Source organism: Parcubacteria group bacterium (assembly GCA_041660065.1).
Classification (GTDB): Bacteria; Patescibacteriota; Minisyncoccia; order Moranbacterales.
In genome coordinates, this window is sequence record JBAZXC010000005.1 from 25,359 (window position 1) to 39,745 (window position 14,387).

Genomic DNA, 14,387 nt, shown 5'->3' on the forward strand with positions numbered 1-14,387 from the left:
GTTAGCGTTTTAATTGGGCATAGCCATGATCGGTCACGATGCGTCCGCGCGGAGAACGTTCAAGAAAGCCTCTTTGCATGAGATATGGCTCATAAACATCCTCAATGGTTTGAACTTCCTCTGAAAGTGCATTGGCGATTGTCTGGATGCCAACGGGACCGCCGTTGAATTTGTCGATAATAAGTGTCAAAAACTCCCGATCAGTCGGCTCAAGACCATTGTCATCGATATCAAGCATCTCGAGCGCTTGTTGGGCGACATGGGCATTGATCACATCATGTTCATGCACTTCTGCCCAGTCGCGGGCACGCTTTAAGAGGCGATTGGCGATGCGCGGTGTCTGGCGTGCGGCACGCGCAAGACAGAGAGCGCCGGCATCATCGATCGCACATGTGAGAATCGATGCACTGCGTGCAATGATCCTCTCAATATCCTCTTGTTTATAGAATTCCAAGCGATGGATCACGCCAAAACGATCGCGAAGCGGTCCTGTGAGATTGCCCATGCGCGTTGTTGCACCAATGAGGGTGAATTTTGGCAGATCGATCTGCAATGCCTGTGCACTGGGTCCTTTGCCTACGATGAGATCGAGTTTGTGATCTTCCATTGCCGGATAGAGCACCTCCTCAACTACTTTGTTGAGGCGGTGGATCTCATCGATAAAAAGTACATCGCCATCTTGCATGTTGGTGAGAATCGATCCGAGATCGCCGACGCGTTCGATTGCCGGTCCGGATGTCGTTTTGATATTGACATTCATCTCGCGCGCAATGATGTTGGCAAGTGTCGTTTTGCCCAGCCCCGGCGGTCCGTAGAGGAGGATGTGTTCTAGCGGTTCTTTGCGCTTTTTTGCGGCGTCGAGGAAGATGCGGAGTTGTTTTTTGATCTTTTCTTGTCCGACGTATTCACTAAGTTTTTGTGGACGAAGTGTATAATCAATGGTGAATTCACTCGGAATTGCCGGTTCTTGTGGTTGCGTGTCGCTCTCTGCGCTGTGATCATGCGTAATAAGTGTCATAGCCGTTTTTGCTTTTTAAGAAAGGAAAAGTAAGGGTTCTACGTAGTATATTGTAGCACCTCTTGACAGGATTTCAAAGGTATGCTAAGATAGTAAGTCCTGTTAGGATGTGTTTAAAAATTGATGTTTTTGTATCTGTAGGCACAACTATGGGCTTTTCTATCTTTGAAGCTCATATCGGAAGATGTTCGTCCAGATCGGGTTCTTGTGGTTTCGGCTGCGGCTCTCCTCGATGCTTCTTCTCCCCGCATGCGTCATCGACCATGCGGGTATGCTGCCTACGGTTTCAACTAAGGAGGTAGCAACTGTCTACAGATACAAAAACAGCAACAAACAGCAAATAAACCCCGCCACTTTGGCGGGGTTTTTTACATGACATTTATACAGCATGATATAATTAAGAATATTTTTAAAAACAATATGTATGAATAATTCAGGTGAAAATGGAGAAAAGATCCCGCATAATTTTGTGGAACAAAACATTCAAGAGGGTCAAATGGATATCCCGTATGTTACACCAGAAGATCGACGTAATGCAAAGAAACAGTTGGAAAAACCGCTAGCGGTGGAAGAGGGTGAGGATGGTGAAACAAAACTGTCTGCGGAAAATGCAAAGATCACGATACAAAAAACGAACTTGGATCAGAGAGAGGCGGATGAACTTGCCGAGTTTAAACGCAAAAATGAACATGGTCTTGGCAACAGTAAGAATGATGTAAGCGTGCGGGAATTGCCAAATGCTGAAGAATGGCAACGGTTGGATCGTTTTGTTGTGAATAATGGACAAGAGGAAAAAGATTTCACCAAGATCATGCCGGAAATGCGTCATTACAAAATATTTTTTTGTCCTTCGCTTGCACAAGACAAGCACTCCGTGGCAACGGACGAGGCAAATAAAAATATTTATGTTATGGGTAACATGACGTCACTTCTCGACATTGTGGAATTGTTGCACAAAATTGGACATGTGTGGGAAAGTAGCGGTATGGATAGTAATGTGGAAAATATGGATTCTCAGGATGCTATGCTCAAAAAAGAATATAACGCAACACACTTTACTATGAAAATGTTGAAGCCGTTTTTGGTCGGTCAAAATGGTAAAAATATCGAAAATGTCGTGTATGGCAATTACCATGAATATGTAGAAGAAATGAATGGATCTGTGCAAGATCCTCATCACAAAAATGTGCGCGACGGGCAAATCGATCGTCCGGAGCTGGAGAAGTAAACAATAAAAAACTGATTACATAAGGTAATCAGTTTTTGTTTTGTTTACAGCGTTGTAACGCGTTTGGCTTCCTCAAGGGTTGTGGCGCCTTCAAGGACTTTGAGGAGAGCGTCTTGCTCCATGGTGAGCATGCCTTTTTCGATCGCTTTTTTCTTGAGATCTGCCATCATTGCGCCGTGAGCGATCAGTTCGCGCAAATCGTCGTCCATGATAAATACTTCCGATACGACGGTACGGCCTTTATACCCGATGCCATTACACTTTGGACATCCGCCCGGGATGAAGATTTTTTCTGTCTGGGGGCGTGGAATTGCGACAACCGGTGAAATGCCTTCAAGTGTTTTTGTGATCATGATTTTTTCTTCTTCCGTTACCGGACGATCTTTTTTACATTCACAGAGCGTACGTACGAGACGCTGGGCGATAAAGGCATTGACGGCGGTAGTGAGGTCGTCAGTGCCAATGCCGAGGCGGATGAGGCGCTGTACAGCACCAACGGCATCGTTGGTGTGAAGCGAAGAGATGAGGAGATGACCTGTAAGTGCGGCATTGACTGCTGTTTCCGCCGTTTCTTCATCGCGGATTTCACCAACCAACATCACATCGGGATCTTGACGGAGGAGGGCGCGAAGTGCAGAAGCAAATGTATAGCCGGCCTTTTTATCGATCTGTGTTTGCAAAATACCATCGAGCTGATATTCGATCGGATCTTCGATGGTGATGATCTTGATGTCAGGGTTGCTGATCTCACGCAAGACGCTGTACAGTGTTGTGGTTTTACCGGAGCCTGTCGGACCTGTGTTGAGGATGATGCCGTATGGTTTATGTGCTTGTGACATGATGCGGTCGAGATTGTAATCACGGATGCCAATTGTATGCAAGTCGATGTTGACAGTTTCTCTGTTGAGGAGGCGCAACACAACTGTCTCGCCATAACCGCCGACGATGATCGAAACACGCACATCCACATGATTTTCCGTTGCATCTTCCTTTTCATAAAGAATGCGGAAACGACTGTCGGAAACACCTTGGCGAATTGTCGTAGGGATGTTGCTGATGACCTTGATCTTGCTGAGAAGAAGGGGGTAACTGATGATCGGCATATGGGCGATGGATTGCAATACGCCATCGACACGCATACGGATATCGACAAAATCTTCCTGCGGCTCAATGTGGATATCACTTGATTTGAGCGTTGATCCATAGGCGAGGATCACGGGGAGAACATCATTGTCATCAGCTTTGTTGACACAGGCGTCGATGGCAGTAAAATTTTGCGCATTGGCGCCGGCAAGATTTTGGATCTCATTTTTGACAAAAATGCCATGTGCAAGAGATTGCGACATGAGGTCTTCATAAAGTTTTTCGATGAGTTCTCCTTCAGTCGTGACTCGCATAATCTCCTCGATCGTTGTTTGTCCTTTTAATGCTTTCAAAACACCATCTTGTGTCATCGTGACCAAACCGTCTTCAATTGCTGATTTCATGATCTCAGTCTCACTTGCGAGATCAAGGATCATTTGTTCAATTGTGCTGGTCATGGTAAGAACCTCAAAAATGCCGATGCGACCCTTATAGCCTGTGTTATGGCATTGATCACATCCGACAGCGCGATATATGGAAGTGATTTGTTTTGGGATTTCCAACTTTGCTTTTGGCGAAATGAGAGCTACCATTTTCATGAACATCTCGATGGTCTCTTGCGCCGGCACGTATTGTTCTTTGCAGTTTTCGCACAGGGTACGCACAAGACGTTGTGCCATAAAGACATTTGTTGCAGATGGGATGAGCGTTGGTTTGACACCGAGCTCCATGAGACGAGGGATCGTTGCAATGGCGTTATTGGTGTGTAGTGTGGAAAGCACGAGATGACCGGTGAGAGCGGCGTTCACAGCAACGTCAGCTGTTTCATCATCGCGGATCTCACCGACGAGAATGACATCAGGGTCTTGCCTCACAATTGCGCGCAATCCTCTGGCAAAAGTATAGCCATGCTCTTTCGAAATTTGCGTCTGGGAGATGCCTTCGATCTGATACTCGATCGGATCCTCGATCGTGATGATCTTTGTCTCTGCCGTTTTGATGTGGTTGATAAGCGTATAAAGTGTTGTCGTCTTGCCGGATCCTGTTGGACCTGTTGTGAGAATCATGCCGGCATTTTTGGCGATATTTTTTTGGATATCCTCAAAGGCTTTTCCTGCGAGGCCGAGAGTATTGATGTCTACGGTAATGCTATCACTGCGCAAAAGACGAAGTACGATACCCTCAAATTCCTTACCCGGAATTGTGGATACACGGACATCAATTTGCGTCGTGCCATCAAGCTCAGAAGTAAAGTGACCATCTTGCGCCTCATCGCGGATATTGATCCGCATTTTGCTCATGAGTTTGATACGGTTGGTCAATAGTTTGTGCGTGTGATGTGGGATGGTGGTAATGTCTTGCAGTACACCATCGATGCGATAACGCATGTGCACAGATTCCTTTTGTGGTTCAAGATGAATGTCGCTTGCAAGAAGCTTGACTGCGCCGGAAAAAATAATATTGAGCACCTCGGTTGTGGGTAATTCGTCAATATTTTCTTTGAGTCGCAATAATTGTCCGAGACCTTGTTCAAATTCCTCGAGATCTTTTCCTGTAAGCGTTAGACGCATTGTGTCGATTGCGTCAATAAAATACGCATTTTTGTATTGACGCAGTAATTTTTCAAAAGAATCATGAGAGATCACAAACAGCTCCACGTCCCATCCTTTTGTGTCACGCAAATCTGCAATGAGTTGGTGAAGCTCGGGGTTTTCCGGATTAGGGCTGCCGAGTTTGAGAAATTTTCCTGATGAGTGGAACGCTGCAACCTGATATTGTTTGGCGACATCTTCTTTGATCGTGGAAACATCATCACTAGAGATTGGGGTGATGTTGAGATCGATATAAGGGAGGCCGAGTCTTTTTGCGGTGTAGGAAGCAAATTCTTCCTGACTTTTTGATTGGAGATGTTGCAGGGTGCGTTCGGTTTCTCTTGCGTGAAGTTTCTCGGCTTGCTCGTCAGGGTGTGTGATGATGACCATATTTTTTGATTTTTTTATTTACGAACAAAAAGGGATATAGCAATGATGAAAATCTGCAAAAATTACAAGAGACCATCATTATGTCACAGAATAAGATGTCCTTATTTTAGCAGTTTTTTTTGAGAAGTGAAAGCGATGAGGATGTTTAATTAAGAAGGGAGATATATGGCATAAGGAGATCACACATATCTGTATGGATTTCTTCTGTTGAATGTGCTGCAAGGGGTAGCTCGTAGTTATACTCTTCGAGAACCGTGATACCATCGAGCGTTTCTTCCAATGCAAGGTTTGCATTTTTTGTGTCGATCAACGCACAAAATGTGTGATCGTCATTTTCATACACGAGAAGAAATATTTTGCCTGATGGGTAATTTTGTTTCATTTTTTTCAAGATCGCGTGCAATTGGTGTTTTTCTGCTTTTGTCTGTATACGATCTTGATGTGTGATCGTTGAGATGACGATTTGTTTATGACAGGGCAGTGTGGTGAGATTTTTCATCGTGCGTCCCCACAATTGTAAGAGAGAGAAAGTCTGATTGCGATAGAGGTTGTGAATGATAATCTGCTGATCTGCGCCAAGCTCGATCAGGTGACTTGCTAGCGTCAATGCATGCGGTGTGGTGTTGTGATTTTGAAAACTGTTTGTTTCACTGATGATGCCGGCAAGGAGGCATTGCGCACAGGTTTTGGGAATTTTTGTGCTGGGTAATTTCTCGAGGACATCACCGACAACTTCTGATACAGAGGATGCGACAGCATTGACGATATTCACTTGGCCATATTGTTCATTGGCACTTTTGTTGTCGATATTGATGATTGGAATTTCATAAAAAATATCCGGCATATCATCATAGATCTTTCCCATGGATTCTTTTTCAATAGCACCAATGGCGATGATGATGTCATAGGGAAACTTGCCAGGGAGAAATGAAAAATCGCGAGAATCAACCATGCCATGCTCTGGTGTGATGCGAATATTGAGCGTGTCCTCACCCGGTTCTGTTTGTACATTGAGGATTTTGTTGTATTTTGTATTAAAAGAAAGGATGAGATCACGAGAGCCGGAGATAGAATGAACGATCGAAGAGTTTTTTGCACGGGGAAGAAAGTTGAGTGACGCAGTTTCTTCAAATGGATCGGAATAGGCAATTGTTGTGGTGATACTTTTTACCTCACAAAAATGCGTCAAAGCCAGGGCGCAACAAAACAAGTCATGCTTTGGGCTTTCCGGCAAAAGAATGAGGACGTGAGAACTGTTATTTAACAGTTTATCAAATTGTTTGACAACATCTTTGGACATGGCTGTTTGTCGTTTATTTAGGTGATATTACAGAGTATCAACGGATGATTGCTTTGTCAAACAATTGATTCTCCGGTCAAAATGTCGTATTCTATGAAGTATGAAAACGATTATTTCAACGTCAATTGCGCAAACGCATGCATTTGCGCGAGATATTATTGAAAATTTGCCTGATAAAACCACCATAATTTGTTTGCAGGGTGAGCTTGGTAGTGGCAAAACGACTTTAGCACAGGGGATTTTGGAGTATTGTGGTGCAGAGGGTCCGTATACCAGTCCGACATTTACGATCATAAAACAGTATGATATCGATGCATACGGCAAGAAGCGCGTATATCATATTGATACATATCGCATCGGCAGTCATGATATGATAGAATTGGGATGGCAAGAGATGATCAGCGATCGTCAAAATCTCATAATTGTCGAATGGCCAGAGCGCATTGCCGATATTTTGCCGGCTGACGCGATAAAAATCTCGTGTGAATGGATCGATGAAAAAACGCGTAGGTATATTATGTAATCAGTAAATGAAAAAATGATAAATCACTAAGTAACATATATGAAAAGAACCATAGCGGCAGTTGTTTTGCTCGGTGGGTGTATGATCCTCACCGGATGTAAACAACAGGAAGCAACAACAGATCAATCACAACAAGAAACGCAGAAGGCTAAGGGATATATTGATACAATGGCAGCTGTCAATAAGTCGTCGCGCGAAAAGATTGCAAGTGCGACCGAAGCAGAAAACAAGAGGTTAAATGAAACATTATCAGCAGACAATAATTCACAAACAACTATGCAAAACGTTCCATCGCAGATCAATATGGATCTCGCGCAAACATGTAAAAGCGCAACGATCAAAACAAGCAAAGGGGATATTACCGTGTCATTTCATAATGCAGATGCGCCGGTTACCGTGGCAAATTTTTGTACACTTGCGCAAAAAGGGTTTTATGACGGTGTAATTTTTCATCGTGTGATCAAAGATTTCATGATCCAAGGAGGTGACCCGACAGGCACGGGTACAGGCGGTCCTGGGTACAAATTTGCTGATGAACTTCCACAAGCCGGTGCATACAAGATCGGCTCACTCGCAATGGCAAACGCCGGACCAAATACCAACGGTAGTCAATTCTTTATCGTGACAGGGGACGCTGGTGTGGGCTTGCCACCACTTTATACGCTGTTTGGGGAAGTGACGAGTGGACTGGATGTTGCTCTAGCGATTCAAGGGGTACCAACCGGCGCACAAGACAAACCAGTCGATGATGTGGTGATCACAAGTGTTGATGTGAGTGTGCAATAAGTGAAATTGTAAGAATATAAAAACGACGTGTAGTGATTTTGCAGGAGCAGGTTTATAACCTGCTCCTTTCATTTTAGCGGTGAGTATTTATAAAAAGAATCTTGGTAAGTACTAAGAAAACTTATTAGAAAATAAAAACGACGCACAGTGATGCACGTCGCTCTTTTTTTTGAAAGTCAATATTAATATTCTTGGCCGATCGACCACATGGTTTCAAAAATACTTTTCAGACTGGCATGGATCTTTCGACTCTCAATGATCAGTGCGAATTTTTCTTCAAAGGATAAAATGCTTACTTTGTCACTGCCATAGATCATGATCTCTATCTCAATATTGAAAATGTCAGTAGACAGGCATCGTGATTTTTGTAAGAATTCTGAATTTGTTTTATCAAATGGACTTAATTTTTCACTTTGTGGCAATAGTTTTCTTACAGAAATCCTTTTTTTAATCCTCTCGGGAATAAAATATTCAGAGAAAAAATCTTCGTCAAAATTAGACGTATACGCATCATAATACATGACGCAAATTTCTTTTTTGGGATAGTTGAGTGCATCTTTCAAGACCTCCTTTATCCCAGCGGTTTCTTCAAAATAGCGAATGGTCGGCTTTTTGTCGATGAAATTGGCAAAGGAGAGAAGTTGGGGCATGAGATCGGAAATATGTTTTTTTCTTTCGTCCATCACGCGTTCCAGATTGCGAGGGTCTTCAGAAAAATAATGGATTTTGCCACCTTTTTTGATGGCACTCATAAGGCCTTTTTTCATCAGGTTTTCCAATGAGAGATAGACCGTGGTTCTCTTGATGTCTGATTTGGTAGCGATCCTGCTCACCGAGGCCTCGCCCAACTCCAAAGCGGCCAAATAGATTTTGGCCTCTGTTTCAGTGAGTCCGGCGTCTGATAGTTGTTTGTAAAGCATAGATGTAAATAGTGTCATCGGAAATGACAACACATTTATTATATCATATATACAAAAAAAGTCAATAAATAAGGTATTTTTATGATATTCTAAATTATAATTTTGTCACACCAGGCATTTATAATGACAAAAGTCAATTTTTATGTTATACTACACAGTCAAGTTAAGAAAGAGTTTTGAGACTTGAGGATCTTTAAAAACTGAATGAAAATAATTCCCAAGGAGGAATAAAATGGAAAGAATAGATCTGATTTATATGGAAGAAGAAGTACACGTTGTGTTCTCCCGCAACGGAAAGTATGAAATCACCTGCATGGGTGATTGTTGCGGGAGGAGAGAGCTCTTCTTTGAAGCAGTTAATAGACTGTTGAAAGGAGAGGAAAGGAAGTTGCTCATAATATGGGCAGCATATGTTCATGAGGATCTTGTGAAAAAACTCTTCTTGAAATTCAATGTTATAAAATCAGGTCAGTTCCACACCTGTAGAATTGGTGAAAAAGGTACATGCTATGCATGCAACATAGAGTTGGAAAAACGTATTGAAGCATCCTCGACAGAGGATATCAGAAATACACTTTTCAAAATAAAGTCCCTAGGACTTTATTAAATCTCTGTAATGTTTACGTTCACACCCCGCTGATGCAAATGCATCGGCGGGGTTTAATTATAAAAATATGGAATTAAAAATGGAAAATTCAAAAAATAGAATAAATTGGTCGGAGATACTGAAGAAATATGGAGTACCAACAGTTTTGAAAGATAAATTGCTGAGACCGTATTTTGAAAAAGTTGATGTGAAAGAGTCTATTTTAGATGTTGGTTGCGGTACGGGATATTTCTCGGGAATTCTATGTGCGAGGGGCTATAAAGTATCAGGAGTTGATCTGAATAGCCAATTGGAAAGCACTGATCGATTCGATTTTGATCAAGCGGATTTTGTCTCATTTGAAACGAACAAAAAGTTTCAAACCATCTTGTTGATCAACATCTTAACCACCGTTCCTTTTTCAGATAGGATAAAAATCCTCGAAAAGATAAAAGAAATAAAAACTGAAGAAGGAATTGCTTATGTGGTCAACACCAATGCTGATTTGGTGGGAACTGATTTTAACTCAGAATCTCTTTCTAGCTATAGGCTGGCGGATGATAAAGTGAGACTTAAGGCCAAATTGGTCAATGGGAGGTCTATTGAGTTTGATGATTATGTAATCGGGAGAGAAGAAATGAAAGAAATGTGTGCAATGGTTGGTCTATATATTGTGGAGATAAAAGATTTCCAATCTGAAGAGATAGACAAACCGATTTATGAGATGTATGTATTGAAATAATACGTTCACACCCCGTTGATGCAATGCATCAGCGGGGCTTTTATTTTTAAAAGATGCAAAAAATTGCGAAGACTTTTTTGCACAATTGGTATAAGCACGCTATCATAAAAGTGTGCTTTTATAATATCTTCTATGACAAAAAATAAACATTCCTCCTCCGCTAAAGCTACGGCGGGACGTAGTAAAACACTTTTACTTCTTGATGGAAATGCGATTCTGCATAGGGCGTATCATGCGATCCCGCCGCTTTCGACCGATGATGGCGTGCAGACCAATGCGGTGTATGGATTTGTATCCACACTTTTTACTGTATTGGAAAAATTCCAGCCGGAATATATCGTGGCGTCGTTTGATGTGCCGGGGAAGAATTTTCGTCATGAGATGTTTCCTGAATACAAAACAAAGCGCAAAGAAACGCCGGAAGACCTTACGCCACAATTTGATCTCGTTAAGGATGTGGTGCGATCGTTGGGGATCACGATTGTGGAGAAAGAAGGCTTTGAGGCAGATGATGTGATCGGGACGATCTCTACACATATTACTGATGATGTGGATGTGGTGATCGTGACAGGGGATAAAGATACATTGCAACTGGTCAACGATCATGTACGCGTATTTACAATGTCGCGCGGTATCCATGACATGGTGCTCTATGACAGGGAATTGGTCAAAGATAAAATGGGTGTAGAGGTGGAGCAAATCGTGGACTATAAGGGCTTGCGCGGGGATCCAAGTGATAACATCCCCGGCGTGAAGGGCATCGGAGAAAAGACGGCTGTCGAACTTTTGACAACATATCATGATCTGGACCACATTTACAGTCATATCGATGAGATCAAGGACAGCGTGCGCAAAAAATTGGAAGCAAATAAAGAAAAAGCCTATCTCTCACGAACACTTGGCATCATTCGTACGGATGTGCCTGTTGCCCTCATCAATCTCGGTGCGGCACAAACAGCGGATATCACATTTGATCGCGCACGCACGATGTTTCACAAACTGGGGTTCAATAGTTTGATCAGGCGATTTCCCACTTCTGCAGGGGCGCAGGAAAAAACACAATCGCAAAAAAACGCAATGCACATTACAGTTGTCGCGGAACGTGATGTGGCGATGGTATGCAAAAAATGCGCATCATCTGTGGTAAGTGTTGCGATTGACGCTTCGCAGACGCAAATGTATGGTATGGCGCTGTTTGTGGGTGATCAAGTACAGTATATGCCATATACACAAAAAACAGCGGAAATCCTTGGGCATTTTATGAAGGACAGTACGATCAAAAAAGTGATTTATGATGTAAAATCATTTTTGCATGATGTGGAGCGGTGGCATATGACAGTTGACGGCGTAGTGGATGATGTGTTGCTTCAAGCATATGTGGTCCAACAAAACAAAAAATTCGATCTCGATGCGCTTGCCTTTGATGTGCTAGGTGTTTTGTCAGAGGGAAAAAAGACAAGCAATCAAATGGCGCTTATGTTACGCGATCATGATGAACAGGTCAATGTCGTATGCACACGCGCATATCATACGGCAATGTTGCATGCACATTTTTGTGCAAAGATCGATGAGATCATCAAAACGCAAAAAGAAAAAGCGAATATCAAAACCGTTTTGGATACGATTGAGATGCCACTCATCGATGTGCTTTTTCACATGGAAAAGAGAGGCATTGGCATTGACAAAGGTCGTCTCAAAGAAATTGCCACAGTGATCAATGCGGAGATTGATACACTTACGCAGACGATTTACGGTCATGCGGGAGAAGTTTTCAATATCAACTCTACACAACAATTGCGCGTGATCCTCTTTGATAAATTACAGATCTCGACGCAAAATATCAAAAAAACCAAAACAGGATTTTCTACGGCATCTGATGAGTTGGGAAAAATTCGTGACGTGCATCCGATCGTTGCGGAGATCGAGCGATATCGTGAGCTTTTCAAGCTCAAGACAACGTATGTGGATGTACTGCCAACTTTGACCGATGCGGAAGATCGTATCCACACAACATTCAATCAAGCGGTGGCAACGACGGGACGATTGTCATCATCAGACCCAAATCTGCAAAACATCCCGATCCGCACAGAGGATGGACGGCGTTTGCGCGAAGGCTTCAAAGCAAAAAAAGGATATACATTTGTCAGCGTGGATTATTCGCAGATCGATCTGCGGTGTGTGGCGCATGTTAGTGGTGATCCGGCATTGATCAAAGCGTTCAATGACGGTATGGACATTCACACATATACGGCGGCACAGGTGTTGGGTATTGCACCGGAGGAGATTACCAAGGAACAGCGTAGAAGTGCCAAGGAATTGAATTTTGGGCTCATCTATGGCATGGGACAGTTTGGGTTTGCACGAGCGGCTGGCATTGATACCAAAGAGGCCAAGAAATTCATTACGGCATATTTTGAAAAGTTTGCCGGTGTGAAGGTATATATCGAAAATACCAAAAAACAAGCGATGAAGAGCGGGTATGTGGAAACGCTTTTCGGTCGCAGACGCTATGTCAAAGAGATCCAATCAAAGAATTTTCAATTACACGCGGCAGGGGAGCGTGCGGCGATCAACATGCCGATCCAAGGACTTGCGGCAGACATTATGAAACTGGCGATGATCGCGGCAGATCGTCATATCGCAAAGAAGTATGGCACAGATGATGCATATGCCGTATTGCAAATTCACGATGAGATCATTTTTGAAGTGTGTGAAGAATTGGCAGGAGAGTTTGCAGAGCAGATGACACATGTAATGGAGAATGTCTGCACGTTGAAAGTTCCACTAGCTGTCGATGTGTCACAAGGCGAGCGGTGGAGTGAGCTGTAGGATTATTACATTTCTTTATGCTTTGTATCAAAAATAAAAAAGGCGGAAAATTGTGTTAAGCTTTTCTGCCTTTTTGATCAATTCATCAATTTTTTTAAAACATCTCATAAAAAAAGTAGCTTTATGTTTTTAGCACAAAGCTACTTAGCGTTGATTTTTTGGAGAAATTTATCTCGGAATAGGGTATGGCGGAGTTAAAGTTCCTTCTGGAATATGGATAATATATTTACCTGTAAAATTTGGTTGTAAATTTTCGTAAAGCATTTTTGGTAAGAAATAATGCATTAGGGGTTGTTGAACCGTGTTTTTTTCTACTTCAAATGCAATATATGCATCTTCTCTATTTTTATCCTGGAGTATCTTCACTTTACGGCATGAAAGCATTGTAAAGGCAACTTTACGGCGATCGTTTTTGTCTAGATCTTGTTGATGAAATGCGTAATAACAGTTGTTATCAATTCGCACTTCAGAAACATAACTATTTTCTGAGATTGGAGCTATAGACATTTTGTAATCCTCAACTAATTGCGTCGTGGAAAAAATCCGGATTAAAAAGCCTATGATAATAAATCCAATTACAGTGCCAAGTCCTGCCCCAATAACAGATGATATAATTGTATTAGTGCGAGTAATTTTTTGGCCTTTTTTCTCCGCATGAATTTCATTTGCTTTTACAACAAATCTCCCAAAAAATAATGCCAAACAAATCAATGCTATTAATGATGTAATCATGAATAGTTTCTCCTTTTAAGGTACAATATGATGGCAAAATGCCACGAAATATATTTATCCAAATTTCAATTAAAATTAGCTCATTTTGCAAAAAAAGTCAATGATCAATCTCATCTCCTCTTTATATGGGAAAAACATGGAAAAACAAAATATTGACAATCTTACTATTTTGGAGTACATTGCAAAGCTGTAATGTCGAGGTGGCTTATTGCAGAATCATACATATAAAGGGAGGTAATCATGCAGAGTAAATTTACAAGTGCAATTCCAAAAGTTGGACAAATTGTAGAAATTACAGTTAAAGATTTTGTTATGGAGGCTCGCGTTAAATATCGATACGCAAATCCAGTAAGCCAAGAAATAGTTCTCGATGTAACTGATGCTCCCAAGTCGACCATACCGGTCGTACTCGTCTATCAAGACGGCAATTGGAAGGTCACATCGCCGGAGAGATGCCCGTTTTATAACAGAGAAGTCTTCGTTAATGTTTTGGAGTGACGATCGACAAAGGAAAGCCATTTTTTTGAGAGTCAATGATTCCTCACGGATGATTTAACCTTGCAGGAGCATGTTTGCAACATGCTCCTTTTATTTCGTTCAAGCACACGGAATTTATTACATGGTTTTACTCTTGTTTAAAACGATTGTGTGCATTATA

General features: G+C 42.1%; 12 protein-coding genes. 7 read left to right on the forward strand and 5 right to left on the reverse strand.

The window, feature by feature from the left end:
* Position 1: 1 nt before the first annotated feature.
* Positions 2-1,018, reverse strand: coding sequence for a Holliday junction branch migration DNA helicase RuvB (gene ruvB, locus WC819_05255; protein MFA5986725.1), 1,017 nt, complete (start codon positions 1,016-1,018; stop codon positions 2-4).
* Between the two features lie 424 nt (positions 1,019-1,442).
* On the opposite strand from ruvB, the gene WC819_05260 reads away from it, so the two are divergent.
* Positions 1,443-2,246: a hypothetical protein gene (locus WC819_05260; GenBank protein ID MFA5986726.1), complete on the forward strand. Its 804-nt coding sequence runs from the start codon at positions 1,443-1,445 to the stop codon at positions 2,244-2,246.
* A 44-nt stretch (positions 2,247-2,290) separates the two neighbouring features.
* On the opposite strand, the gene WC819_05265 is transcribed toward WC819_05260, so the two are convergent.
* Positions 2,291-5,311: a GspE/PulE family protein gene (locus WC819_05265; protein ID MFA5986727.1), complete on the reverse strand. Its 3,021-nt coding sequence runs from the start codon at positions 5,309-5,311 to the stop codon at positions 2,291-2,293.
* Positions 5,312-5,456: 145 nt separating this feature from the next.
* Entirely contained in the window at positions 5,457-6,611 is a 1,155-nt protein-coding gene (locus WC819_05270) for a hypothetical protein (GenBank protein MFA5986728.1), read from the reverse strand.
* 100 nt (positions 6,612-6,711) lie between these two features.
* Between WC819_05270 and tsaE the strand changes: the two genes are divergently transcribed.
* Together tsaE and WC819_05280 are read left to right on the forward strand one after the other, a co-directional pair.
* Complete coding sequence (gene tsaE / locus WC819_05275; GenBank protein MFA5986729.1) at positions 6,712-7,134, forward strand: tRNA (adenosine(37)-N6)-threonylcarbamoyltransferase complex ATPase subunit type 1 TsaE; 423 nt, start codon at positions 6,712-6,714, stop codon at positions 7,132-7,134.
* A gap of 39 nt (positions 7,135-7,173) precedes the next feature.
* Positions 7,174-7,920 carry a peptidylprolyl isomerase gene (locus tag WC819_05280; protein MFA5986730.1) on the forward strand — a complete coding sequence of 249 codons (747 nt, stop codon included), beginning with the start codon at positions 7,174-7,176 and terminating at the stop codon, positions 7,918-7,920.
* 182 nt (positions 7,921-8,102) lie between these two features.
* Here WC819_05280 and WC819_05285 read toward each other — a convergent pair whose 3' ends face one another.
* Complete coding sequence (locus WC819_05285) at positions 8,103-8,840, reverse strand: helix-turn-helix domain-containing protein (protein MFA5986731.1); 738 nt, start codon at positions 8,838-8,840, stop codon at positions 8,103-8,105.
* A 232-nt stretch (positions 8,841-9,072) separates the two neighbouring features.
* Between WC819_05285 and WC819_05290 the strand changes: the two genes are divergently transcribed.
* The 3 genes from WC819_05290 to polA all read left to right on the forward strand — a co-directional run bounded on the left by WC819_05290 (position 9,073) and on the right by polA (position 12,997).
* Complete coding sequence (locus WC819_05290; protein ID MFA5986732.1) at positions 9,073-9,447, forward strand: hypothetical protein; 375 nt, start codon at positions 9,073-9,075, stop codon at positions 9,445-9,447.
* Positions 9,448-9,514: 67 nt separating this feature from the next.
* A complete protein-coding gene (locus WC819_05295) occupies positions 9,515-10,168 on the forward strand; it encodes a class I SAM-dependent methyltransferase (protein ID MFA5986733.1) in 654 nt (217 codons plus the stop codon).
* 132 nt (positions 10,169-10,300) lie between these two features.
* Complete coding sequence (gene polA / locus WC819_05300; protein ID MFA5986734.1) at positions 10,301-12,997, forward strand: DNA polymerase I; 2,697 nt, start codon at positions 10,301-10,303, stop codon at positions 12,995-12,997.
* 168 nt (positions 12,998-13,165) lie between these two features.
* Here the strand turns inward: polA and WC819_05305 are convergent, their stop codons facing one another.
* The gene (locus tag WC819_05305) at positions 13,166-13,729 is read right to left on the reverse strand and encodes a hypothetical protein (protein ID MFA5986735.1); all 564 of its coding nucleotides are present in this window, start codon (positions 13,727-13,729) and stop codon (positions 13,166-13,168) included.
* A gap of 240 nt (positions 13,730-13,969) precedes the next feature.
* Here WC819_05305 and WC819_05310 point away from each other — a divergent pair, with 240 nt between their 5' ends.
* Entirely contained in the window at positions 13,970-14,227 is a 258-nt protein-coding gene (locus WC819_05310; GenBank protein MFA5986736.1) for a hypothetical protein, read from the forward strand.
* Positions 14,228-14,387 lie beyond the last annotated feature (160 nt).